General features: G+C 49.0%; 23 protein-coding genes. 15 read left to right on the plus strand and 8 right to left on the minus strand.

The features are described from left to right. The first annotated feature begins 12 nt into the window (after positions 1-12). The 5 genes from ABTV53_RS08805 (at position 13) to ABTV53_RS08825 (ending at position 7,325) form a co-directional block, all read left to right on the plus strand. The gene (locus ABTV53_RS08805) at positions 13-1,854 is read left to right on the plus strand and encodes a sensor histidine kinase (protein ID WP_433752368.1); all 1,842 of its coding nucleotides are present in this window, start codon (positions 13-15) and stop codon (positions 1,852-1,854) included. An 11-nt stretch (positions 1,855-1,865) separates the two neighbouring features. Then, positions 1,866-3,470, plus strand: coding sequence for a helix-turn-helix domain-containing protein (locus tag ABTV53_RS08810; RefSeq protein ID WP_433752369.1), 1,605 nt, complete (start codon positions 1,866-1,868; stop codon positions 3,468-3,470). Between the two features lie 134 nt (positions 3,471-3,604). Beyond that, positions 3,605-5,002 (plus strand): ABC transporter substrate-binding protein, encoded by a 1,398-nt coding sequence (locus ABTV53_RS08815; RefSeq protein WP_433752370.1) that lies wholly within the window; start codon positions 3,605-3,607, stop codon positions 5,000-5,002. 68 nt (positions 5,003-5,070) lie between these two features. Continuing rightward, positions 5,071-5,406: a cupin domain-containing protein gene (locus ABTV53_RS08820; RefSeq protein ID WP_433752372.1), complete on the plus strand. Its 336-nt coding sequence runs from the start codon at positions 5,071-5,073 to the stop codon at positions 5,404-5,406. Further along, on the plus strand, positions 5,403-7,325 hold the full coding sequence (locus ABTV53_RS08825; RefSeq protein WP_433752374.1) for an alginate lyase family protein: 1,923 nt from the start codon (positions 5,403-5,405) through the stop codon (positions 7,323-7,325). The genes ABTV53_RS08820 and ABTV53_RS08825 overlap by 4 nt, the downstream gene beginning before the upstream one ends. 65 nt (positions 7,326-7,390) lie before the next feature. Here ABTV53_RS08825 and ABTV53_RS08830 read toward each other — a convergent pair whose 3' ends face one another. The 5 genes from ABTV53_RS08830 to ABTV53_RS08850 are packed head-to-tail and all read right to left on the minus strand — an operon-like array spanning position 7,391 to position 13,753. Then, complete coding sequence (locus ABTV53_RS08830; protein WP_433752376.1) at positions 7,391-8,569, minus strand: YheC/YheD family protein; 1,179 nt, start codon at positions 8,567-8,569, stop codon at positions 7,391-7,393. 35 nt (positions 8,570-8,604) lie between these two features. Next, a complete protein-coding gene (locus ABTV53_RS08835; RefSeq protein ID WP_433752378.1) occupies positions 8,605-9,711 on the minus strand; it encodes a YheC/YheD family protein in 1,107 nt (368 codons plus the stop codon). Continuing rightward, positions 9,711-11,084: a YheC/YheD family protein gene (locus ABTV53_RS08840; protein WP_433752379.1), complete on the minus strand. Its 1,374-nt coding sequence runs from the start codon at positions 11,082-11,084 to the stop codon at positions 9,711-9,713. Before ABTV53_RS08840 ends, ABTV53_RS08835 begins: the two co-directional genes overlap by 1 nt. Before the next feature lie 60 nt (positions 11,085-11,144). Further along, positions 11,145-12,335 carry a YheC/YheD family protein gene (locus ABTV53_RS08845; protein ID WP_433752381.1) on the minus strand — a complete coding sequence of 397 codons (1,191 nt, stop codon included), beginning with the start codon at positions 12,333-12,335 and terminating at the stop codon, positions 11,145-11,147. A gap of 50 nt (positions 12,336-12,385) precedes the next feature. Then, positions 12,386-13,753, minus strand: a complete 1,368-nt coding sequence (locus ABTV53_RS08850; protein WP_433752382.1) for a YheC/YheD family protein — start codon at positions 13,751-13,753, stop codon at positions 12,386-12,388. A 236-nt stretch (positions 13,754-13,989) separates the two neighbouring features. Between ABTV53_RS08850 and ABTV53_RS08855 the strand changes: the two genes are divergently transcribed. The 3 genes from ABTV53_RS08855 to ABTV53_RS08865 all read left to right on the plus strand — a co-directional run bounded on the left by ABTV53_RS08855 (position 13,990) and on the right by ABTV53_RS08865 (position 16,323). Further along, positions 13,990-14,337, plus strand: a complete 348-nt coding sequence (locus ABTV53_RS08855) for a YlbF family regulator (RefSeq protein ID WP_433752384.1) — start codon at positions 13,990-13,992, stop codon at positions 14,335-14,337. Positions 14,338-14,486: 149 nt separating this feature from the next. Then, positions 14,487-14,771 carry a hypothetical protein gene (locus ABTV53_RS08860; protein ID WP_139331819.1) on the plus strand — a complete coding sequence of 95 codons (285 nt, stop codon included), beginning with the start codon at positions 14,487-14,489 and terminating at the stop codon, positions 14,769-14,771. Between the two features lie 217 nt (positions 14,772-14,988). After that, entirely contained in the window at positions 14,989-16,323 is a 1,335-nt protein-coding gene (locus tag ABTV53_RS08865; RefSeq protein WP_341006638.1) for a DRTGG domain-containing protein, read from the plus strand. Between the two features lie 137 nt (positions 16,324-16,460). Here ABTV53_RS08865 and ABTV53_RS08870 read toward each other — a convergent pair whose 3' ends face one another. From ABTV53_RS08870 to ABTV53_RS08880, 3 genes are all read right to left on the minus strand, one after another. Further along, positions 16,461-16,802: a YtpI family protein gene (locus ABTV53_RS08870; RefSeq protein ID WP_338593339.1), complete on the minus strand. Its 342-nt coding sequence runs from the start codon at positions 16,800-16,802 to the stop codon at positions 16,461-16,463. 82 nt (positions 16,803-16,884) lie between these two features. Next, positions 16,885-17,373 carry a hypothetical protein gene (locus tag ABTV53_RS08875; RefSeq protein WP_036609856.1) on the minus strand — a complete coding sequence of 163 codons (489 nt, stop codon included), beginning with the start codon at positions 17,371-17,373 and terminating at the stop codon, positions 16,885-16,887. A 21-nt stretch (positions 17,374-17,394) separates the two neighbouring features. Beyond that, positions 17,395-17,724 carry a YtrH family sporulation protein gene (locus tag ABTV53_RS08880; protein WP_026081169.1) on the minus strand — a complete coding sequence of 110 codons (330 nt, stop codon included), beginning with the start codon at positions 17,722-17,724 and terminating at the stop codon, positions 17,395-17,397. Between the two features lie 302 nt (positions 17,725-18,026). On the opposite strand from ABTV53_RS08880, the gene ABTV53_RS08885 reads away from it, so the two are divergent. From ABTV53_RS08885 to ABTV53_RS08915, 7 genes are all read left to right on the plus strand, one after another. Continuing rightward, a complete protein-coding gene (locus ABTV53_RS08885; protein ID WP_433752387.1) occupies positions 18,027-18,785 on the plus strand; it encodes an ABC transporter substrate-binding protein in 759 nt (252 codons plus the stop codon). 1 nt (position 18,786) lies between these two features. Next, positions 18,787-19,371 (plus strand): nitroreductase family protein, encoded by a 585-nt coding sequence (locus ABTV53_RS08890; protein WP_433752389.1) that lies wholly within the window; start codon positions 18,787-18,789, stop codon positions 19,369-19,371. Positions 19,372-19,529: 158 nt separating this feature from the next. Continuing rightward, positions 19,530-23,219: a DNA polymerase III subunit alpha gene (locus tag ABTV53_RS08895; RefSeq protein WP_433752391.1), complete on the plus strand. Its 3,690-nt coding sequence runs from the start codon at positions 19,530-19,532 to the stop codon at positions 23,217-23,219. Positions 23,220-23,370: 151 nt separating this feature from the next. Continuing rightward, positions 23,371-23,583, plus strand: coding sequence for a hypothetical protein (locus ABTV53_RS08900; RefSeq protein WP_433752393.1), 213 nt, complete (start codon positions 23,371-23,373; stop codon positions 23,581-23,583). Between the two features lie 207 nt (positions 23,584-23,790). Then, complete coding sequence (locus ABTV53_RS08905) at positions 23,791-24,282, plus strand: phosphatidylglycerophosphatase A family protein (RefSeq protein WP_339240994.1); 492 nt, start codon at positions 23,791-23,793, stop codon at positions 24,280-24,282. A 284-nt stretch (positions 24,283-24,566) separates the two neighbouring features. Further along, complete coding sequence (locus tag ABTV53_RS08910; protein ID WP_017689496.1) at positions 24,567-24,755, plus strand: hypothetical protein; 189 nt, start codon at positions 24,567-24,569, stop codon at positions 24,753-24,755. Between the two features lie 87 nt (positions 24,756-24,842). Further along, on the plus strand, positions 24,843-25,097 hold the full coding sequence (locus tag ABTV53_RS08915; protein WP_017689495.1) for a hypothetical protein: 255 nt from the start codon (positions 24,843-24,845) through the stop codon (positions 25,095-25,097). Positions 25,098-25,099 lie beyond the last annotated feature (2 nt).

Consider the following 25,099-nt stretch of genomic DNA (forward strand, 5'->3'; position numbering starts at 1 on the left):
GTGAGCACAATCATGGAAACGGTTTTACGGGTAATTCCACTGTGCTATACTCGTTTTAATTCACAGCGGACGGGCCAAGCCGTGTTCAAGGAGCGAGCGCCGATGATATTCGACTTTTATAAAATGTCCCTGAAAAAAAGAATACAGCTGCTGTACATTTTTCTCGTTGTCTTGTGCATCAGTGTGACCGGGATATGCTCTTATCTCTTTGCTGCACGAAGCATTGAGCAGAATGCACTTGAACTGAAACAAAGCATTCTGAACAAATCCGTGCAGGTTATGGATGAACATCTGAGGCACATTGTTGTATCCTCTTTTTCTTTTATGCTCAATGAAACGTTCACCCAGGTCATGAAGGACGTGGGAAAAAATAATACATCTCATTATTATCAGAATCTCTCGCTGCTGCAAACATCTTTTGCTCAATTGAAGCTTGTAGAGCCACTGATCGATACTGCCTATCTGACAACACCCATCGGTGATTTTTTCTCGACCAAAGATTTTCCGAATCGCAATAATTCGTTCGACAGCGAATACGGTCGCTACGTGAAGCTGCAAGGCTGGAATACGATGTGGTTTGGCTCACATCAGAGTCAATTATTCCAATCCAAAGGACATGTGTTATCTCTGTTGCTTAAACCCATTGTGATCGATAATCATACCTATTCGAATGTATATATGGTTGTCAATATGAGGGAAGAGGCGATGCGGGACATTCTGACGCAGGATCTCATGAATAACCAGATTCAACTGTTCTTGCTGCACAAAAACGGAAATGAAGTCATTCGGCCCAGGTCCCGAAATTATGATTTCGTTATGGAGCCTGACTTTACCCAACAGGTTAACCATAGCGATGCTGGGGATTTCACCTACAGGAACGATCAGGGGGAGGACATGCTTGTTAACTATTCGGCGTTGTCGATGAACGAGGATTGGGTCATGGTAAGTGTACAATCCAAAGCTGACTTGTTGTCGCCCCTCCAAAAGATACGCTGGCTGATCATCCTGATTATGTTGTTTTGCATTTTGCTCGCACTCGGGTTGTCCAGCCTGGTGGCCTCCGCTCTGCTGAAACCACTGAACAAACTGCGACGCCTGATGGTTGAGGTGGAGTCCAATGATCTGGATGTACGGTTTCGCAGCAAGTATGACGATGAAGTAAGCGCTGTAGGGCATCGTTTCAATCGGATGTTGGACCAGATTCAGATTCTGTTTGAAGAAGTGCGGACAACGGAGCAAGACAAACGGCGGTTTGAGGTCAAGGCGCTTCAGGCGCAGGTTGATCCCCATTTCCTGTACAATACGCTCAATACGATGTTCTGGAAAAGCGAGAGCGGAGAGAAGAAGGATGTAAGTGAGATGATCGTCTCCTTATCCTTGTTATTCCGTCTGGGACTGAATGATGGGAAAGAAATCACCAGTGTGGAGCAGGAGATCAAACATGTCGAACAATACATGCAGCTTCAGCAAAAATGTTATGAGGATCTATTCGTTTATCGGATTGAGGTGGGGGACCCCTCTTGTTACGCAGTTGATATTTTAAAAATATTGCTTCAGCCCTTGGTGGAGAATTCCATCCTGCATGGATTCAATGACAAAGAAGATTTGGGCGTTATCCTGATCCGCATTGATCGTGAGGGTGACACACTACGGCTAGAGGTGTCTGACAATGGATGTGGTATGGATGTAGCGAGTATCTATGCTGAGGATGTTCCTGACGGGGGACGCAAAGGTTATGCCCTATCCAATCTGCATGGCAGATTAAGCCTGCACTATGGGGATGTGGCCTCAATTGGGTTTCATAGCAGTACAGATGCAGGAACAACATTTGTTATCACGATTCCGATCACCTGAGGAGGGGCAGTATGGGCCAATTGAGGATGTGTGTTTTGGATGATATCCAGGCGGTTGTAAAGGGCATATCTTCAACTATTCCGTGGGAGGATCATCAGGTTCGGATTGTAGGCACGGCGAGTAATGGAGAGCGAGGTTGGTCCTTGTTGCTGGAGCAGCAACCAGACATCGTAATTAGTGATATCAGGATGCCCAAATTGAGCGGGCTGGAGCTAATGAAGCGGGCATTGGATGCCGGACTGCGAGCTAAATTTATTTTCATCAGTGGTTATTCGGATTTTCAATATGCACAGGAAGCCATCAAGCTGGGTGCATCCGATTATTTGCTCAAACCGTTTACCCCTGAAGAAATACTCGGTGCGGTGTTGAAGGTAAGACAGGTGATCAAGGAAGAACAGGCACAGTGCAAACAGTTGGAACAATTGGAGCAGAAGGTGGAGAGCAGCAGTCAGTACGAACGTCATAGTTATCTACTGGGCTTGTTGCGTCATGAAATCGGGGGATTCCTGAATGAAAGTCGCTGGAACGAGCTGCATATTGATCTCGATTCTTCCAATCTTGTCGTCATGGTTATCGAGGTGGATGGTTATACGCGATATGGATACACGATGCATGTGGATGCCGAAATCGTTCCTTTTGCAGTCCAAAATATTGTGGGAGAAACCTTAAACCGCTATACCAAGGGCGTTGTTTTACGGGAAAACCGATACCGGCTTGCAGCCATATTTAACACACCAAGCCACATAGATGTCTCCGGGCTACTGGAGCAATGCCGCCAAAATGTGGAGCGATTCAGCAAAAAAACAGTCTCGATTGGTGTTGGTACAATTGCCCGCAGACCACAGGAAATCTGGACGTCCTACGCACATGCAGATCAGGCGATATCCTATCGTTTTTACAGTGAAGGAAATTGCATCCTCCAGTATGCTGAACTGGAGAATCAGGCATGTGTGGCTCCAGTGTATCCTTTGGAGAAGGAGAAAGAGCTTTTTTACGCACTGAAATGTGGTAATGAGAGCACCTGTCACCGCATCATTGATGAAATTCTTGAAGAATGGCAGGTCTCCGAAGGGTTTCCCGAGCCACTCACGATGATCCGTTTGCTGTCGGGACTCGCTTTTGCCATCTACCGTGCCTTTTGTGATGAGATTACAGCAGAGGAACGCTTGCGTCTGGAAGCAGACCTGACAGTACTTGAGGCGATGCGCTCCTTGACGTTTGATGGCTGGAGGGGATATATCAAACATTTTAGCAGTATGGGTTGCGAGATTATGGACAAAAAACGACTCACTGATGTCAAACAGGCGATTAGCAAGGCGCAGGAATATATCAGTATGAATCTTGCAGAAAATCTGACGCTGCAGGCCTGTGCACAATCTGTGCATTTAAGTCCGAGTTACTTTGCCAATGCCTTCAAAAAGGAAACGGGTATAACGCCGATTCAATATATTACCAAGATGAGGATGGAAAAGGCAAAAGAGTTGCTGGTTGCAGGCGTACAGGTGCAAGAGATCTGCCAGAGGCTGGGTTATGAGGACAGGCCTTATTTCAGCGGTTTGTTCAAGAAATACTGCGGCATGACGCCAACTCGCTTCCGGCAAATGTATGAGAATTAAAAACAGATAAGGATCGTCATTTTTCCCACCATGCAAAGTCAGAATGTCCCTCACCTCCATGAAAGCGGAGCGATTATCATTACGTTAACGGATAACTAAACCGGTTGTCCAGACAAGCATAAGGGGGCATATCAATGGTTAAAAAGTGGATGGTGACTACGCTAAGTGCATTGCTGGCGCTAAGTTTGGCAGGTTGTTCTGCTGACAGTGGTACTTCGGCAAATAGCGAATCGGGGACCAGCGTGGAGAATGCCGGAGGGAAAACCAAAATCATATATTGGACACCGGACCGCCATGATGCTGATTTTATGAAATCCAAGATTGATGAGTTCAACCAGACGAACAAGGACAACATTGAAGTGGAAATGACCGTGATGGGGGACAATTATCCACAGGCGGTCGATATTGCCTTTGCCAGCAAGCAGGCACCCGATGTGCTGCAAGTTAATGATTTTCAGACGTATTATCAGAAGGGGTATCTTGCCCCGATCGATGGATACATGAGTGATGAGATGAAGGCCGTGTTTAAAGACAGCTTGATTGAAAATAAAAACACGATTGATGGAAAAATATATTCCCTCCCCAATACAGGGCAGGTCTGGCGGCTTGTGTATAACAAAGATATTTTCAAAAAGGCAGGGATCGAGAGTCCGCCTAAAACGTTGGCTGAGATGGTTGCAGATGCCAAAAAAATTACCGAAGTTGGTAAAAGTGAAGGAATCTACGGCTTTGCCAGCCCGTTCAAGAGCAGCAGCGGCTTCTGGAGAGCAGCCAATACGATTGCAGGTGCAAGCAATAATGTTGGTATTGATGGTTACAACTACAAGACTGGCCAATTTGATTTTGGGATGTACAAGGATATCGCAATGGCGCTTCGTCAGATGAATCAGGATGGCAGCATGCTGCCAGGGGTAGAAAGTCTGGACATCGATCCACTCAGAGCCCAGTTTGCCCAAGGCAAAATCGGAATGTACATTAACCACTCCGGTGAACCAGGTGTATATAAAGATCAGTTCCCTACAAAAGAAAATTGGGCAGCGGCTCCTGTGCCAACGAATGATGGAACGATCAAGGGCGCTTCGCAAGTCATCGGGGGCTCTTACATCGGCATCAATGCAGATTCTGCCAACAAGGAAGCGGCATGGAAGTTTATGGAGTATGTGTACAGCACAGATCTCCAGAGTGAGTATTACGAAAAAGGATATGGGATTTCACTGATTCCTGCTGTACTAGGCTCTGACAAAAAACCAAGCATTCCGGGCATTGAAGGTTTCCTGCCCAAACGTTATGATGCCATTTTCCCGGCAAATCCAAGTGTGGTGACCGAGAGTTCACTAGAAGGTACCAAATGGAGTGAGGTTTTTTCAATCTTTGTATTCACGGGTGGCGATCTCGATGCTGTGATCAAGGATCTGGATACAAGGTACAATGCAGCTCTGGAGAAGACCAAAGCGGGAGGGCTGACCAACATAACTGCTGATCCATCGTTTGATTCTTCCAAGCTTCAGGGTAAATTGTCCACAGAAGACTAATAAACGTTCATAGTGGTTGAGGTTTAATTACTTCGGTCGCTTATTCACAAGGAAAGGGGAAAGGCAAAATGATTATTAATCATGCGTCTGCCGATGCATATATCATGAACGAAACGAGTTCCCGCAAGATTTTGGGTATGGGCGGTACATTAATGATGGTGGAGGTTACCTTTGCTAAAGGGGGCATTGGAGAAGTTCACTCCCATGATGCGCACGAGCAGGTCAGCTATATCGTCAAAGGCAGTTTTGAGGTCCAGGTTGGTGAAGAAACTCGCATCTTAAAAGCAGGGGACAGCTTTTATGCCGGTTTTAACGTCCCGCATGGGGTCAAAGCACTGGAGGACTCCGTCATTCTGGATGTGTTTACCCCTTTCCGTCAAGATTTTCTTGAGGCGTCCCAATGAACGATTTTTACCTTTCGGCAACGGATCTGCAACGGGCTGCCCACTATTATGAAAAACATTTTCCGGAAGAAGCCCGAAATTCGCTTACGATTGCCAATCGTGCCATCCTGAATGAATTTATCGTTCCTTATACCAACGATCTGAATCGCTGGATTCCGATGGGGACACCCGTAGACTGGCTTCACAACCCGACCAATGATCTGGAGTTCACATGGGGCATCAATCGACACTGGCATATGCTCGATCTGGGAAAGGCGTATCTGATGAAGGGCAATCCGCTATATGTAACAGCATTCATTGACCACTTCCGCAGCTGGAGACAGCAGAACCCGGTACCTGCAAATGTGGTTTATGAAGAGGCCGTGTTCTTTCAAAAGCCCGGTCCATGGCGCCTGCTGGAGACGGGATTACGTGTGCAGTCCTGGATATCGGCATATAAATATATGGAAGCCAGTCCGCTACTGGACGAAGGTTTTCAGGCGGAGTTTCGACAAGGTCTGGACGAGCACGCCGAGTTTTTGACCCGTTATCTCGGCGACACGGAAATCAATCATGCCATTATGCATATGCAAGGCTTGTTCATGATCGCTACGTTCTACCACCAGCACCCGCGAAGTGCATACTGGCGTCAAGTGGCGATGGAACGTCTTGAGCTGTGTTTGCTGCATCAGTTGGGTGAAGAGGGGATACAGGTTGAACTGACAACACATTACCACAATGCCAGCATCGAAATGTTTGGCACGCCTTATCGGTTGGGCGAGATTTCAGGATATCCTTTCTCGGCATGGTATGCCCGCTGTCTACGCCAAATGGCTGCATTTACTGAGGCGCTGATCCGACCAGATCATCAGTCTACCGGTATTGGTGATTCGGATTGGGTTGGCGATGGACGACAACGACTGACCCTGCTTGGAGCGATCCTGAACGACGATGATTTGATGGCTCGCGGAACGGATAGCTCGGAGTGTCTCTGGTTGCTGGGTGTGGAAAAATATGAGCGATGCCTCAGACTACAGGCTTCTTCTCCTCCGGCTTTGTCGAGCCGCGCTTTTCCGCAGACAGGATATTATGTCATGAGGGACAAGTATCAATATCTTTTTTTTGATGCGGCTGCCATGGGCGGAGCACACGGACATGCGGATGCGCTGAATGTGGAGTGGATGTGGAAGAACCAGCTTTTCTTCACGGACACCGGACGTTATACGTATGAAGAAGGGAAATGGCGGCGGTATTTCAAAAGTACGCGGGCGCACAATACCGTCACGGTGGATGGTCTGGATCAGACACCTTATCTCTCCACACAGCAATGGGGTGAACCCGAGGCTCAGGCCACAACGCTACGTTGGGAGAGCAATGACAGCTATCATTTCATTGATGCTTCGCAGGATGGATATACGCATTTGCCTGATCCAGTTACACATCGTCGGTGGATGCTGGCAGGGGCGGAAATCCCTATACTACTAATTGTGGATTGGCTTGAGGCGGAAGCAGAGCATACTCTGGAGCAACGTTTTCACCTGCATCCCCAAGCAGATATTGCGTTGAGAATGAATGAAGCTGGAGAAATGACGGCGGATATGAGCTATCAGGCATCTTCCGTAACGCTGACGATGCAATGGGTCACGGCAGGCATTGGGAAGGGAGCCTTCGAGTTGACGGAGCAGCCCGGCTGGGTATCTGAGGTATATGGTTCCAAGTCGGAAACATCGGTCATCCAGGGCAAGACTGATTTCTCAGGTAAAGTGGGTATTCTGACGTTGTGCCTGCCCGCAGATCACACGGACCAGGTTACACGTGTTACCACCTGCCAACTGGAACCTGACCTGATGAGATTGGCATTATCTTATGTGCAAGGTGAGGAAAAAGGGTATATTGTGATTGACAACGACACGCTGCAATGGACGAAAGAACAGAATTAAAAAACAGTGAAGCAGGAGCAGATGCTCGCACTTGGCGAACATAGACTCCTGCTTTTTCTAAGCCCTCACTTGACTTTCCTTTTTCTTTTTACTCTGGCGGATTTTTGCGAAACGGGCCTGGGAACGGCTGGCTTTCTGGACATTCCGGGAGGTCTGTTGCGATATACCCATAAGGCGTACTCCAGCGGTTGAGTGATGGCTTTATAATAGATATCCCGCTCCCCGATGCGAGCGAACACTTCACGCGCAGGTTTGGGATTAACTTCAAGCAGGTAGATACGTCCGCTTCTGTCAATCGCCAAATCCAGTGCCAGCTCACATAGGTCCCCGTACGTATCTTCCAGAAACGAAGCAACCTCAATGCCAAACGTTTCTGCAGTGGTATTAATTTCTGCCCGGAGGTCGTCATCTTCGATCCATTGCTTCATGAGTCGGTTCATCGCTACTGCCTGACCGCCGCCATGCAGATTGGAGGTCACGCTTTTTTCTGCACCCATGCGTCCAGCACATCCGGTAAGCTCCCATTGTCCTTCACCGTTCTTCTGAACCAGCATGCGATAATCATGCACACGTCCATTCGGAAGCTGAAGTTGAATGCCCTTTTGTACAAGATACTTGTCTTTCATGTTCCAGTGTTGCAGCAATGCGCCAAGTCGTGATAAATGAACTTTACGTGGAGTAATGATACGACGCTTCTGATCCCGCCCCTGAACAAGCACCGTATTAGCCTCACTACTGCTGCGTTCAATGCGCAGAATACCACGTCCGCCTGTTCCATTAATGGGTTTGAGATAGACCAGAGAAGAAACTTTGAGCATCCGGTTTACATCGGACATATCCTGAAATAGAGCGGTTTCCGGCAGGTGTTCACGAAAGTTGGCTTTTTGTAAAAGGGTCTGGTGAATGGTCCATTTATTGCGCAGTGGCCTGTTCAGAAAGAGCAGATGCCCATATTTCTCACGAAAAGCAAGCAATTGCTGGAACCGGCGGTTACGCTGAATCCGGCAACGATCAAAGATCAGGTCCGGGAATGATCGCCACTCCCTTGACCAGCCTTTTCCCTCATGAAAAACCATGGCTTCAATCTGTTTGCCGCCGGGGTGTACGTCGGCTGGTGTGAATACATAGATATCGAGTCCCCGCTTGCGCCCTTCAAGAATCATTCTGCGATAGACGCTTCGTTCTTCAAGAGCGCGATGTTCATTTAAGTACAACGTCATAATGCCCAGAACAGGTGAGGACACAAACAATCACCTTCTTTTTGCAGTATTCCTGTCTATCATCGCTTGGACTGACGGGCAAGATAAGCGCTGTAGTGAAATATACGTTCCAATGATCGTCGTCTGATCTGTGGTTCATCAAACTTCATTGGTTTTGCATTGGCTTCAAAGAACCAGAGTTCCCCCAGGTCATCAATGCCCAGATCCATGGACATTTCTCCGAGCGTGTAACCTGATCCCCGTTCTACCTGTCTTGCGATCATTAATGAAGTGGATTTCACACGTTTCATCAGGGTTGTTGACATTTCTTCGCCAAAAAGTTCGGTCAGCAGCTTCTCAGGGTCTTCTACGCTCCCGCCGCGTGGCACATGAGTTGTAATGCTGCGGGAGCCAGCAAGTCTTGCACCTACACCGGTTACGCTCCATTGGCCCTTGGTGTTCTTTTGTACAAGAACACGCAAATCAAAGGGACGTTTACGAGAGGATGCCAGTTCAATGCCTTGTTGCATGATATAGGGCGTATGTCCGGTTTCTTTGCGAATTCGTGCCCATAACTTGGCAAGTGTAGCTGCTTTATAGGTCGTGCTTTTACGTGTGGTTTGTATTTTGAGTCGGTAGGGAAGCCGTTCTTTTTCCTGGAATTTAAGCATCATGATTCCTTTGCCAGCTTTGCCGCTCTCGGGCTTAAGGTACAGATAGGGATACGCCCGCAGAACGGCACCCAGAGAAGAAGCACTTCGCATCCGCCGAGTATAAGGGATCAGTTGCTGAGTCGATTTGGATTTCTTGAGCCATTCGAACAGATCCCATTTGTTGAAAAAGAATGGGTTATACAGTTCAATTCCTGCTTGCATGCATTCGTCAATTTTGCGCTGAACGGAAGGTTTTCCTTCGTCTTCCCGGTTGGGAATACGATTGTACAGAACGTGGGGAAGGGGGAAAGGTTGTGAAACCCACTTTCCACTTCCCTTGTTGTACGTATATCCTTTCACGGTAGGACCACTCACGTTCAGATCCCGTACAGTTACAATGTACACCACATATCCCATGCTCTCGCCTGTCTGTAAGATATCCTGAAAATTTTGATGATTTCCCCTGAACATGCGCTGATTATCATGCATGGTCAAAACAGCAATGACAGGTTTGAAATCATCATGAATGCTCATCAAATCTCTTCCTTCTTCCGGAACTTGCTCAAATACAGGCAGTGTTCCAAGATGTGCTCCACCGACGATTTGCCCTCCAACCGGAGTGAAGGGTGACGGAAAATGGAGCGCCCGGGTTTGGCGTTCGCTTCGAACATCCATACATGTTCCTCCTGATCAATGCCCAGATCAAAGCCAATCTCACCAATCAGATGCTGGTGCTGGGTTTCAATCGCCTGGGCCAGTGTAATAGCGACGGATTTGGCATGCTGAAGAACTTCTCCCGCACGATCGCCGAAGTTGCGACTGAGCGCCTGCTCAGGAGTCATTAGGGAGCCGCCATTTTTGATGTGTGTTGTGACGCTGCCACGTCCTGCCTTTTTGGCTCCAATCCCGACAACAACCCATTGATTGTTACCATTTTTGTGCATGTGAAAACGGAAATCAATTGGACATTCATCAATCTCAATTAGACGTATTCCCTGCTGAACTACATATCCGCGAAGCTGTTTGCCATGTCTTCCCTGAAGCATGCGCATCAGACTGTTGAAGGACCCAAAACGCAGGAGTGCATTACCACCTTTTTTGCGATAACGTGCGAAATATCCACGTTTGGGCGAATAAGTCAGGCGGTAGATCCCGTTTCCCAGACTTCCTGCAGTAGGTTTATAGTAGACGAACTGATGGCGTTCCAACATTTCTTTCATCTGTTCAACGGATGGATTGGTAATTGATTCAGGGATATACCTTCCGGCTGTCGGTTCATTCTCCAGCAATGTATAGATATCCGATTTGTTGAAGAAGCTCCAGTTGAAAAACGGGATTTTCCGACGAATAAATCGTTCCCGCAGTTGGTTGATGGCTGGTGAGAAATCTGAACGACGGCTGGGTAACCGGTTGTAGACGACATCGGGCAGAGGTACCGTTTTGCGGGTAAAGCTTCCGTTTTCATTCAGAAAAAAACCGGATACCGTCTCATTCTGCCAATTGATATCCCGGGGAGTGAAGGCATAAATATAGGATTTTCGGCTGCCTTCACGGAGTAACTGTTTGATGAAACCAGTACGGGAACCGAATGGATTAGTGCTCGTCGCTGGCCCATCAGAGAGTACGCCGATCAGTGGACCTAACTGGACCTCATCATTTTGCAAATTCCGGAGATAAATACTGCCCCGTTTGGGGACGTTCATCATATTACGGATACCTGAAGCGAGATACAGATGTTTACCTGCTTTTTTGATTGGTTTGATCGTTGCAGGTACCCGGTCACGCCCGAAGCGAAGGTGCACCGTTTTTTTGCCGGACAGGTTGAGGCTCTTCATTAAAGCGTTGGATACATAAACCACTTTATCCGGTTGCTTGGTGAAATGCAGATTGCAAAAGGTCAAACTCATGATTTATCCTCCTATCCTGAAAAGATCCTTGGGCTCCATGGCAAGCGGGCGCTGCGGGCCTCAGCCGCCGTGAATCGGGATGGGTTTCAGGCCAGCTTTGCTGGATGTATTCGGCAATTTCATTGGACGAATGACGTCCGTGAGAACATGTTGTTGCAACAGATAGCGGGCATAGGCAAGCGGCCGGGTATAAGTCAGGGTATGCATGCGTCGATCGCCCGCTTCTGCGAATGAGGTGCGGCCTGGTTTGGAGTTGACTTCAATTAGCCAGAGTTGGCCCTCTGCATCTGCTCCGAAATCAAGCCCCAATTCGGCTAACCTGCCGAAACGGCTCTCCAGCAGGGTGGGGATAAGCGTAGCAGTCTGCCGGATGTGCTTCAGCAGAGCTTCTGTACGGATCGTTCCATATCGCTGGAGCAGATATGAATGGGCAGGATATGCTCTACCCCCACCGTGAAGATTGGATGTGAGTGAACCTTCGGGTCCTTCTCGTACCATACATCCGGTAAGTTTCCAGTGACCTTGCCCATTCTTTTGCATTAGAGCCCGTATGTCGAATGCTCTTCCATGATGGCTAAGCTCCAGATATGGCTGTACGATCATCTTACGCTCAGCCTGATGGGATGCCAGCCAGGAAGAGACGTTCCGGGTATGGTTGAATGTAAGAAAAAAGGGTTCATTGTCCTCGTTACGCCCCTCCACGATCCATGTGGATGGATTCGCTCCCCGAGACAGGCGAAAGGTATTTTTACCATGAGTCCCGGATACCGGTTTGAAGAACAGGCCTCTGGGCCAACGGTCCAGCCATGTTTCCCAAGGAATATATGATCCGATCCGGGTTGTGGGAGCAAGTTGTGACCGCAATTCAGGATTTCGGGACAACACACGATGTACCTCCCATTTTCCGGGAAGGGAAGCAGACCAATAACGGTGTTGATCTGTGCCGTTGGTGGGTATCCATTCCTTAAGCTGTTGCCTGACGTACCTGGGGATAGGGCGAAGACAACGATCCATAATGAGGTCGACTGCAGGAACAGGTACCGAATTCCACTTCCCTTGATGATAGGCATATCCCCATTGAAGAGGGAGATGGACTGCATCATACGATATCGGGATCACAATAATCTGAAGGGCGTATTGCATGCTCCCCAAACTGAGACGACGGCAGAAAAGTTCATCTGCAAAGGGAGGTGAGCCTTCGGTTGCGCGTACCAGAATGGCCAGTGTCTTGGTCTGAGATGATGGAAACATTACGCTGCACCTCTCCTCTATCAGATTTGTTTCCAATAGGGAATAACTTTTCAAAAACCCGCCAGGTACGTAGAATATTCAAGCATGGCTTTGACGGAAGGGCGGATCTTGCTCTCGCTCAGTGGTGTATTATCATTCTTGGATGGTTTGGAGTTAACTTCGAGCAGCCATACGCGCCCAGTGGTGTCCATGGCCAGATCAATACCAAGTTCACCAAAATGAGCAGGGATGGCACTCTCGATCCCTTTTGCAATATCCAGTGCTGCGGTGTGCAATCCTGCATATGCGGAAGCTTTGGCTGAGCCAGACAACTGTGTTTTGGCAACAGCATCCTTGACGGTGCTGAGACTTCCACCCCGTGCCAGATTGGATACGTAGTGACTTCCGCCCGCAATCCGGGCGACGATGGAGGTTACACTCCATTTACCTGTACGGTTTTTTTGCACGAGCGCACGGAAATCCACGGGTCTGCCACTGTTGTCAATGAGAGTCAGCCCTTGTTGGATCTGGTAACGCGTTGTTTTCATTTTCCCAGACATACTGGCATACAGTTTATCCAGAGAAGTATACGTTTGTTTCCGGGTACCCCCAACGCCAGTCGCCAGAGTCAGGAAACTTCCGTCCGTCTGACGTGAGACCCGGATGATGCCTTTGCCCAAAGAACCGCGTACGGGCTTCAGAAATACAACCGGATGCCGGTTGCACATCGTCTTGAGCATGGCGGACGTCTTGAGCAAATGAGACTCGGGAAGAACTCGTTTAAGCGTTGAAATGGACTTGAGTGCATCAAATACTTCGTTTTTGTCCAGAAACTTTTCATTGAAGGTTTGCGTGCCGTAGAGCGATTTTACTTCTTTCATAAAATGCTGTACGCTAGGTTTGTTCTCAAGCTTGCGGGACGTTAGCCGGTTATTGACGACGTCTGCTACAGGCAGAACAGTCTTTTTCCAGCCGTCATCATACACCCAGCCTTTCATATAACCCGTTACCGCTCCAATATCCTCCGGTGTGAAAAAGGATACATAGGCGCCTCGCTTACGGCAGGCGTTCACCAGTTCTTGACAGAACATCGTGATGGAGCCAAAGGGCCGATCGGGCTGATCGGGATAATCCTGGCTAACCAGTACACTGATGTAAGGTCCAAGGCGAAGCGTACGGCTGGCTGAACGATAAGATACCCTCAGGACCGAACGTGGAACGAGACCGGTCTTGCTGGCAACGGTCTGATTGATGCGCAGCCCGTCATACCTTGGAACCGGAATAACAGTGACTTCGCGGCGGAAAGAGCCAAATTGCAGCTGAAGCGGCCTTCCTGAAGGGATTTTAAGCGCTTTGAGCACCCCTTCGCCCAGCATGATGACGTCGTCCTGCAGGATGCCCGAGCCGGTAACCTGAATCGTTACTTTTTTAGTGGACATCACGGATCTCCTTCCGGGCGGCAACTTGATGTCTGATCTCGAAGTTGAACGGCATCTGAACATGGCATGTGCTTCATCATATGAGGACATATAACCCTTGGTGATTGACCCATATGGATTAAATGCATTTGATTCGGGGCAGGTTATCGATGGCCTGTTTCAGATCGCCCTTGTTTGACAGGAGAGAAAAGCGTGTATTAACACGGATGAACATACCAATCTGAGGAGGAATAATAGTGAATATTTATGACAAAGCCAATGATTTGGCTAAAGCACTGAGAGAAAGCAACGAGGTGGAAGAGATTACTTCCGCGATGAAGCTGATTGAAGCGGATCCGGATGCAAAAGCAATGCTGGATAACTTCCGCGATCAACAAATGGAATTGCAACAACGCATGATGAGCGGGGATATGCCAGCTCCGGATGAGATGGAAAAAATGGAGAAATTGTTTGAAGTACTGAGCTTGAATCTGAACATCCGTCGTTTGTTTGATGCGGAGCGTCGTCTCAGTGTCATCATTGAAGATGTGAACAAAATTATCGCAGACAGCCTGGGTCATCTGTACGGTGGCGCTGAAGCGTAAAAAGGTAGTTCAAAAAGTCCACTTTTGATTACGAAGGATGAACACGTACTAAAAGGTTGTCTTGTTTTTTGCCTGAACCTTTCATATTGGCTCCTTATCGTTCATAGACTAGACATATAGAGTCAATCAAGAACGAAGGAGCTGTGAATGTGAAGAGGTTAAAAAAGGCAAAACATGTGATCTATCTGCTAATTGCGTTGTCGATGCTGGTCATTGCACTGCCGCGGATTTCCTTTGCTGGAGGAATGGACTGGGTTAATATTTTTGGCATCGTATGGGTGCTGTTCTCCTTATTAATCGTTGGTGCGCATCTGCATTTTATTCTCGGTGTAGATGAAGAGAAGAAGCGTGCATTGGAAGCCGTTCGCCGGGCGAAGCTGCGGCAGTGGGAGATGAAATTGCTGGACAAGCAAGAGCGGAGCAAGTCTGTATAAAGTACAATATGAGATCCAACATGGACATGGAAGACCGGAATCCCTTGATACAAGGGGTCCGGTCTTTTTGGGGTACATACAGAATTAGAGGGTAATCGGATGATTAAATTCAGATGGCGAACTTGCCTATGAGAATGGGCAGGGGTGGGGTTATTTTCCTAAAGCCGTGTTATAATAGATACAGTATAGTACAGATGCATCTTCGGGGGTGGTACAGTTGGACGGACAAGAAGAGAATGTAACGAAGCATGAACAGTTACTTCAACATATTGAACAACTGAAGGTTGGCAGTAAAATATCAGTACGTGGACTGGCGCGGGAGCTGGGTGTTAGTGAAGGGACAGCATATCGTGCGGTAAAAGAGGCGGAGAACTTCGGGCTTGTCGTGACCAAGGAACGAATTGGAACGGTGCGGATTGAGAAGAGACCTCGGGGCATGTCGGAACAGTTGACCTTTGCTGATGTCGTGACGATTGTGGAGGGCCATGTGCTGGGGGGGAACGAAGGTCTCGCCAAACCGCTGCACAAGTATGTGATCGGTGCGATGAAAGAACAGGCAATGGCCCGATATATTGACGCTGGGAGTCTGCTGATTGTGGGCAACCGTGAAGATGCTCACTCGCTTGCCCTCGAACAGGGAGCGGGCGTGCTGATTACGGGGGGGTTTGGGACAAGCCGTGAAGTAAGAATTATGGCGGACGAGCTTGGGCTACCGATTATTTCATCCAGACATGATACATTCACGGTGGCTTCAATGATTAACCGTGCGATCTTCGACCGGCTGATTAAGAAAAAAATTATGCTTGTTGAAGATATTATTGGTCAGAAACCTCGCTTGCAGGTGCTAAAGGTCACCAGTTCAGCCGCAGATTTTCATATGCTGGTGTCGGAGACGGGGGAACACCGCTTCCCGGTCGTGGATGAATGGAACCGGGTCATCGGGATTGTGAGTCTGAAGGATGTCAGTGAGCTGAAAGAAGATCAAAGTATTGAGAAATGTGTGATACGCCGCCCGATTACGGCCTCATTGCAGACATCTCTTGCTTCTGCTGCCCAGATTATGACCTGGGAAGGCATCGATTTTCTGCCAATCGTGGATCGGAACCGCAAACTGATTGCGTCCGTCACACGTAAGGAAGTGCTTCAGGCTATGCGGGATGCACAGAAGCAGCCACAACTTGGAGAGACGTTTGATCATCTGATCTGGAACGGGTTTGCCGAGGAGCGCGGTGATCAGAACGAATTGTTATTTCACGGATTCATCATTCCTCAGATGGCGACGGATCTGGGTACGATCTCCGAAGGTGTTCTGTTGAATGTGATGACACAGGCTGGCCGGCGGGCAGCGTGGGATGTTACAGGGAACGACCATGTGGTTGATAATGTAACGACGTATTTTGTGCGACCGGTACAGATTGAGGATCAGATCCTGGTTCGACCGTTAATTCTGGAAACCAGCCGTCGAACGTGCAAAATGGACATTGTGGTTACCCGTGAAGGCAGTGTGGTATGCAAAGCGGTAATGACATTGCAGTCGATTGACCATGCCTAGCTGGGTACGTTGCCTCGGGCATAAACAAAGAGAGTACTCCCTGATCGAGAAGCTCTGCCGAGTTGCGCTGTCGCGCGGTTCTGGCTTCGCTTAATGAAGGGAAGTACTCTCTTTTTGCAGACACAACAATAACGAAATTATGCAGATTGTCCAGAGGTTTTACCTGATCCATTATTGGACCGTTGTTGAAGCCGCGCATAATAACTGCGGTTACGTATTCCGGCAAATACATTGTACGCACCCATAATCAGAAACAGCGCTTCCACAATCACAGATAAAGTTGAGCCCGTGAAGACAAACATCAGGATCAGTGCAAGAACGACAAGCATGCCACCCATCCAGATATTTGTCCACGAACGGTACAGACCGGCGCTGGCAGCATCCGAACTTCTGTGTGAACGAATGCTGTTCAACGCTGCAAAAACCATGGCAACAGCAAAGATGGCGATTAGAGCATATTTGAGTACATCAATGAACACAAAGACGCAGCTCCTTTTCTGGAAAGCATTTACTGCCCTTATTGTACCATGGAGAGATGCAGACAAGGGCAGTTTTTTGCTGTTACGCAGGAACGTGCATGCGAATCTGTACCCAAACTTGCAGTACCCCTTCCATAACCAGCATCGTTTTGACCTGAACGGTGTACTCCTTTTCCCTGACCGAGTACACTTTCTGATTCAGCATTATTCGCGTCATTTTGCTATACTCATCGATGTTGAATACATCTCTGCCCCGAAGTACCTCGAGTTCGTCTCCGAGCTTCTGTAACATCACTTTTAGAGAAGCCTCGTCTGGCCCCTTATCCGATTCTTCTGCACGGACCTTGATTTCCTTGATCACCGTTTGGCGTTTACTGTATTTTTTCAGCGTTTTGATATCCTCCTCATTCTGATGCAGCTGAAGCTGCAGCTCCTGATTGTTCAGCCACAACGCATTGTAACTCAGGTGGAATACACCGTTGTAGACGACACATCCAGCGATCATTCCCAGAACAAACACAGCGGTCATTCGCATCAGCGGGCGGTAACGAGAAAATGGTGGAACTCTCATGAACGCTGTTCCTGTATCATATTAGCTCCGGCCTCCGCCGCACACCCATTTCACGAGTTCGGTTCCCATATGTGCGCCCATAAAAGCAGAGATCAGATACAGGATTTGTTTGACCGCCGGAGACAGGTTACCATCCAGGAAATTGCTCTCGATGACACGCATGGGATCTATTGTGCCGCCAACAGCGGCTGCGAGTGCCCATATCTTTATTTTTCCAGAAATATCGAGCATCGTCTGTGTCGGAGGCTGAAGAGAGATCACTGCTCCAATACCTCCGATCATCGCGCCGCCCAGCACGATTCCAAACGCAATAAAGAAATCAAGAATGGCTTTGGACAAAAATGTGCTCACTGGCAACACCCCTTTCAGACCTAGCAGCACACCTCCTGTCTTCGGTCTGTCACAGGGGGAGCGGCTTGTACTTCTATTGTATGGGCGTGCCCCTGAACGTTATGATAAAATGTCGATAAAAATGTATCGTGCGATTACAGTTACTCACAGTATGGCAGGGGAGATAAAGATATGAACTTGGAGACGAAATATGGATTGTTATTCAGAGACTGGACCATGGTGCTGAAAGATGCCGTGCAGGTCAGCTTGCTCGCAGGGGAAAGTATAACTTCGGCACAGGTGTAGCTGTGAGGTCTGCTGCCGTGTCTGGCGTGGAGTTGGTCCTTGGAGTTAGCGGCGAGGGAGAGGTTGGACTGGAAGAGGGCATCCACTCAATTCGTCCTCATGACTTGCTTCTAATCGAAAAAGGGCAGTCGCCCTTTCTGGTCAACTGGGGTTCAACTCCACTGGTCTGTTATATCATTCAATGGCGGGATGAGAAAATATATGACCAGTACGCCAAGATTGCCAAAACAGTTCTTCTTCCCGACAGGGATAACTGGCGAGATGAATTGAAGGATATGGGCGAGGCACTGGGCAAGCAGAAGGAAGCAGAGCAGGCTATTCAGGATTATGATAAGAGAATTGCGACTGCTCGTGATGAGCTAAAAGCTCTTGTAGGAGACGAGACGTTTATTTATTTAAGAGTCATGCCCAAAGAAAGCTATGTTATGGGTGAACTGTCCAGTAGAGGTATGGTCATTCATAAAGAGCTTGGATTGAAAACAGTAGCGGCCTACCCTGAAAATGAAGGGAGTGTGCCGGTCTCGCTTGAATTGCTTACTGAATACCAGGCTGATCACATCATTCTCCAAATTGATGGTGGCGATGACAACACAAATGCCCAGAAACTATTTGATGAAATGAAAGAAAGCAACATCTGGAAAGGAATGAAGGCAGTCAAGGAAGATCAAGTATATCTGGTAGGTGACAAGGAGTGGATGAACTTCGGGTTCTCTTCTGTTGCTACTTTGAAAGCAGTGGATGACATTGTATCTGTAATCAGGGAGAGAACTCACTAAGATGAAAAATATGCATTCGGGTCCAGTGGAGCGCGTTATTCGTGAAAGGAGGACAGTCAGGTCATTCAGCACCAGGTCCGTTTCTGAGGATAAGCTGCTCGAATTGCTTGAGGCTGCGGTGTGGGCTCCGTATCATTCCAAACAAGAGCCATGGCGCTTTATCGTTTTCATGAATGAGGGTCGCAAAATGTTCAGTAATGCTGTGCTCTCGACGTATACATCCCAAGAACTCGAACAGTTTGGCCAGAGTGCAACGAAGGACTATTGTGAAGACACGCCGGTGCATGTGTGCGTTGTGGTTCGACAGGGCACAGATCGTTGGAGAAATGAAGAGGCTTTGCTCGCAGCTGCTGGGCTGATTCAGAATTTGCAATTGCTCGCCTGGGAAGAACGCATCGGACTGGTGTGGAAAACAAACGAATACAATCGGGAGGATACGTTTGCCGCGAAAATAGGGGTTAATCCCGGCGAACGGTTGGTGGGAACACTTCATCTTGGATATCTTCGAGATGATGCTGTTTCTCGACCTGTAAGCAGAAAACCGGCAGAGCAGCTCATTACCTGGATTCATCATGAACAGGGATAGTAAGCTACCAGACTTGTAAAAAGAGATGTACAGATATTATGATATATCTGTTACCTCTCTTTTTTTGTTTCCAGTCACACGTTTTGCAATGTTTAGCATAAGCTCTTTATTTATAGATTTTTAATGGATGTCTTTAGCGGGGAAAGGAAGAAAAAAACATGAGTTCTTTTGTGCATTTGCACGTTCACAGCGAATACAGTTTGCTGGACGGCGCTGCGCGTATTCCGGATCTCGTGAATAAGGCTGCAGATCTCGGAATGACGACACTTGCGCTGACCGACCATGGCGTGATGTATGGTGCAATTCCTTTTTATAAAGCATGTATGGAGCGAGGCATCAAGCCGATTATAGGTTGCGAGGCATACATGACAGCAGGTTCCCGCAAAGAGCGGGGGAGCCGCAAGGATCAACCGATTCATCATTTGATTTTGCTGGCCAAAAATATGACGGGTTACCGTAATCTGATGAAATTGTGCTCGATTGGACATCTCGAAGGTTTTCATTACAAACCACGTGTAGATATGGAAAGTCTGGCTGCCCATCACGAGGGCATTATCTGTCTAAGTGCGTGTCTTGGTGGTGAAGTACCACAACATTTGCTGCATGGACGAGAAGAAGAGGCGAGGCGTGCGGCGTTACGCTACAAACATATCTTTGGTGACGACTTCTATCTGGAACTTCAGGATCACGGGCTTTCCGAGCAAAAAAGGGTAAATCCGCAGTTGATCAAACTGGCTGCTGAACTTGAGATTCCGCTTGTAGCGACCAATGATGCGCATTATCTGTCGGAAGAGGATGCTGAGCTTCAGGATGTGCTGATCTGTATCGGAACGGGCAAGACCGTGGATGATGAGAATCGGCTCCGAATTGGAACCAATCAGCTCTATCTGAAAAGTGAAGAAGAGATGGCTCGTTTGTTTCCTCATGTGCCCGAGGCTCTGGCCAACACCGTCCGCATTGCGGATTCCTGTGAGTTGAAGCTGGAATTTGGCAAATCTATTTTGCCGGAATACAGACCGCTTCCTGATGGACTCAGCCCTTCGGCGTATCTGCGTCAGCTGTGCGAAGAAGGCATGGAGGAGCGTTATGCGCAGTCCACACGTTGGACAGATGCGGTGCTTCGATCCGAACTCGAACAACGATTGGCGTATGAGCTGGGTATAATCGACAGCATGGGATTCTCGGATTATTTCCTGATTGTTTGGGATTTTATCGCCTATGCGCATAAGCAAGGCATTGTTACTGGACCAGGGCGGGGCTCCTCGGCAGGAAGTCTGGTAGCGTACACTTTGCATATTACCGATGTTGATCCGATGAAATACAACCTGCTCTTCGAACGGTTCCTGAATCCCGAGCGGATTTCGATGCCGGATATTGATATTGACTTCAGCGATGAGCGGCGGGATGAGGTCATTGATTATGTCGCGCATAAATATGGCAAAGCCCATGTCGCCCAGATTATTACGTTTGGAACGATGGCTGCCCGTGCAGCCGTACGTGATGTTGGACGGGCACTGAATGTGCCTTATGGTGAAGTGGACAAGGCTGCAAAGCTGATTCCGGCGCAGCTTGGTATTAACATCGAGCGGGCCATGGAAGCTACGCCTGAACTGAAGGCGCTGTATGAAACCAAGCCTAAGACACGTGAGCTGCTGGATATGGCGATGAAGGTCGAAGGTATGCCACGCCATGCGTCGACGCATGCAGCGGGAGTAATTATCTCCCGTGACCCGCTGACCGATGCGGTGCCACTTCAGGAGGGCAGTGAAGGAACAGCGTTAACCCAGTATTCCATGGAAAACCTGGAGTCGATCGGGTTGCTTAAGATGGACTTTCTTGGTTTACGTACCCTCTCGATCATTGAGCGGTGTGTACGCTGGATTGGGGAACATGGAGAAATTCCCGATTTCCGCCTTATCCCCGATGATGATGCGTTAACGTACGAGATGCTTGGGCGAGGGGACACGATGGGCATATTCCAACTGGAATCTGCCGGGGTACGCCGTGTGCTGAAAGAGATGAAGCCAAGTAGTTTTGAAGATGTAATCTCTGTACTTGCCTTGTACCGTCCGGGTCCGATGGAGTTCATATCCAAATACATTCAGGGCAAGCATGGACAGATTGAAGTGGATTACCCCCATGTGGATCTGGAGCCTATCCTGAAAGATACGTACGGCATCATCGTGTATCAGGAACAGATCATGCAGATAGCCTCCCGGATGGCGGGTTTCTCGCTGGGTGAGGCAGACTTGCTCCGCAGAGCGGTCTCCAAGAAGAAACGGGAAGTGCTGGATCTGGAGCGTGGACACTTTGTACAAGGCAGCCTGAAACAAGGGTATAGCGAAGAAGAGGCAGACCTGGTCTATGATATGATTGTCAAGTTTGCCAATTATGGCTTCCCGCGTGCTCATGCCGCTGCTTATGGTGTGCTTGCGTTCCAGACGGCTTATCTGAAGGCGCATTATCCGGTTCATTTTATGGCATCCATGCTAACAGCCGTGATGGGCAGTCATCGGAAAGTGGCAGAGTACGTGGTGGAATGTCGGCGCATGGATATGGAGGTGCTTCCGCCGGATGTGAATGAGAGTGGTATTCTGTTTACACCTGTATTTATGCCCTCTGGCAGCGCAGCGAACAGTAACGGGAGTTCCTTCAGGGAAGATCGCGTTCATGAGCATGATGGGCATTCGGGACAAGCCGAATATGGTGAAGCACCTTTGCCGGATGATCCCGGTCCTGGACCGGAAGAGGACAGTGGCGGATATGAGTGGCAGGCAACGACATCCATGCCTGAGGCATCCGACAACCGAAAGGAGCCGGGATTGGTGACGGCTGCTTCAATGGAAAATGGTAATGACCAAGGACAAGAGACGTCTTCTTCGCGTGCGAAGCAAGGGGAGCTCTCGTTTGCGGAGAAGAACGTTGCAGTGTCTAATGATAATCCGGATGAGAAAAAATTAACGGGTGCAATACGATTTGGTCTGGCTGCTGTGAAAAATGTCGGTACCCAGGCAATGGAAAGCATTATGATCGTAAGGCAGGAGAGACCATTCGACAGTTTGCTCGATTTTTGTCGTCGTGTGGATCTGCGTGTATGCAACAAACGTGTGATTGAATCGCTGATCCAGGCCGGAGCTTTTGACACATTACCTGGGCACCGGGCCCAATTGCTCGCGATGCTGGATGAGACTGTTGAAGCGGCTCTGAAATGGCGCAAGGAACGCGAGGATCTGCAGATTCAATTGTTCGACTTTGTTGAGACGCCAAACTGGGAGATTGAGTATCCGGATATTCCTCCTTATTCCTCAGGGCAGCAACTGGAGCTGGAGCGTGAGTTGTTAGGTTTGTATCTCTCCGGGCATCCGCTGGATGACTATGAAGATGTGCTGGAATCGAGTGGGGCTGACCGGATCATGGAGCTGACTGAGGCGGCAGACGACACGATGACGGTCGCCGCGGGTATGGTTGTGTCTGTGAAGTCGATTACGACGAAACAGGGCAAGGCTATGGCGTTCATGGAGCTGGAAGACCAGATTGAACGCTGTGAAGTGGTTCTCTTTCCCGAGGTATGGCGGCGTAGCCAGCAGCATGTCGGGAAAGGTGAACTGCTTGTCGTGCGTGCCAAAGTGCAGCAGCAGGACGAAGGGTTCAAGCTGCTGGCTGAGGAAGTGGTGCCGTTGTCACCGGCGGCACTGGAGCAGCAGCTGCGCAGCCGCGACCGGCGTCAAGCCCTGCAGCGAGGCAGCTCTTCGCGCCCGGCGCAGTCGGCTTCGGCCGCGGCGGCCAGCGGGCCGCAGGAGCCAAGCGCAGCGCAGCAGCGCAGGCTGGGGGATGCTTCCGCTGGCTAGCATCGGGAGCCAAGCTCGGCAGCGTGCGCGCAGCGATGCGGCGGGTACTGGCGCAGCCACGGCGGCGGCTTCCCGGCCTGGCGGTGCCGCCGAGGTGGCAGGCAGCCAGGCGCAGAGCCGCGAACCGCGGGCCGTGGAGCAGCGGGTGTTCGTGAAGATTGCCCCGCATGCGGAGAAGCCTGAGCTTCTGGCACGTCTGAAGCAACTGCTTCAGGAGCACCCCGGACCTGTGGCGACGGTGCTCTTCTATGAGCAGCAACAGAAGCTGCTTGCGTTGAGTGATGCCTACCGAATTAAGCCATCACCAGCCCTGTTCTCCGACATGGAGAAGATGCTGGGTGAAGGCACGGTCAAAATTAAATAAGCGGTTATCTCGTAAGTGATCGTTCTTATTCCAATAATATGAAACCTGTTTGGCTAAATGCTGAACAGGTTTTTTGTGATAGTTGTATCGTGGTCCCTGATTTCAATCATCCTCACATTTTATGAACATTTTAACAGGTTGCTGCATACACTTGAGAACACCGAAGGACCGAGTGGTCCTCGGGGGATTGATGCGGGAGGTCGAGATATGTCATATGAAATCGTAGAAGCCATGCTGGCCCGGCGCGGGGTACAGATTGATGCAATCGCCGCAATTGTATACCGTCTGCAAAAAGGGTACCACCCCGAACTGACCTTGGACGACTGTGTAACCAGCGTGAAATCCGTTCTGCAGAAACGAGAGGTGCAATATACGCTCTATACGGGTATTGCTCTCGACGAACTTGCGGAGAAACGACTCTTGCCCCAACCGTTACAAGCTATTATGGAAGCGGATGAATCCCTGTATGGAGTGGACGAGACTCTGGCTCTCGGCATTACTCATGTGTATGGTATGATTGGTTTAACCAGCTTTGGTTATCTGGATAAAGAAAAAATAGGTGTCATTCATGATTTGAACGAACATGCAACAGCCATTCATGTCTTTTTGGATGACCTGGTTGCAGGGGTGGCCGCTGCGGCTTCTGCCCGGATTGCACACAAAAATATTAAAGCCAAAAAATACCCCTCAGACCTTTAACCCCCTGTATTTTCATGCTTGTCTGCTATGGTCAATCTAATGGCTCATATGAAGGTCTTCAAGGGCGGCTGACGCTGCCCTGATAAGCTTGGGGCTGCTTATGAAAGAGGTATCAACAAGAAGATTTCGTCAACCATATGAGTTATTCCTGGGGGACAAATGTCCCTCATGATCCCAAATTCTCCCCAAAGGTCCCGAACCCTTTCTTGCAGAAAAAAAGTGAGGTATGTTATCATTAGTCCAATATACGGGCTCTGAACATTAGCTTAGGGGGCGGACAAGGCATGTGGACGGTGATTTACATTGCACCGACAGCAAAGGTTGCGGACAAGATCAAGACCAAGCTTTCGGAAGAAGGTTTTCTGGTACAGACCCGTCCCATCAGTTTATCCAAGCAGCAATTTGAGATTCGCGTCCCTTCTGGGGAATTGGAAGAGGTCCAGGAAGTGTTGAATTCCATTCTGCATTCCTGATTCGTTCGACATCGACGTGCCTTGGCAGATGAAGAAGTACCATCGGTACATAAGGGACTAATCGCGTAAGCGGAGAGAGGAATCGACTTGCATGTATTGTATGCTGCTGTCCTTCCTTCTTTTTTTGTTAGGACAAGGACCGACCTGGTTGCTCCCGGAGACCCTACCAAGATAGATTCAAACATCGGCGCAACAATCTTTCGGTTATTGCAGGTAACATCAATCGTGCTGACAGAAGCCGCTGATCCTTGCCCTGTACCGGCGGATTTTTTTGTTGTGAATGCTGGACAAGGCCCATGGCAGCGTGTGGGTCGTAAGCGGTTTACCGTAGCACGCGGATGAAG

Source organism: Paenibacillus amylolyticus, assembly GCF_050990605.1.
Lineage (GTDB): Bacteria > Bacillota > Bacilli > Paenibacillales > Paenibacillaceae > Paenibacillus > Paenibacillus amylolyticus_H.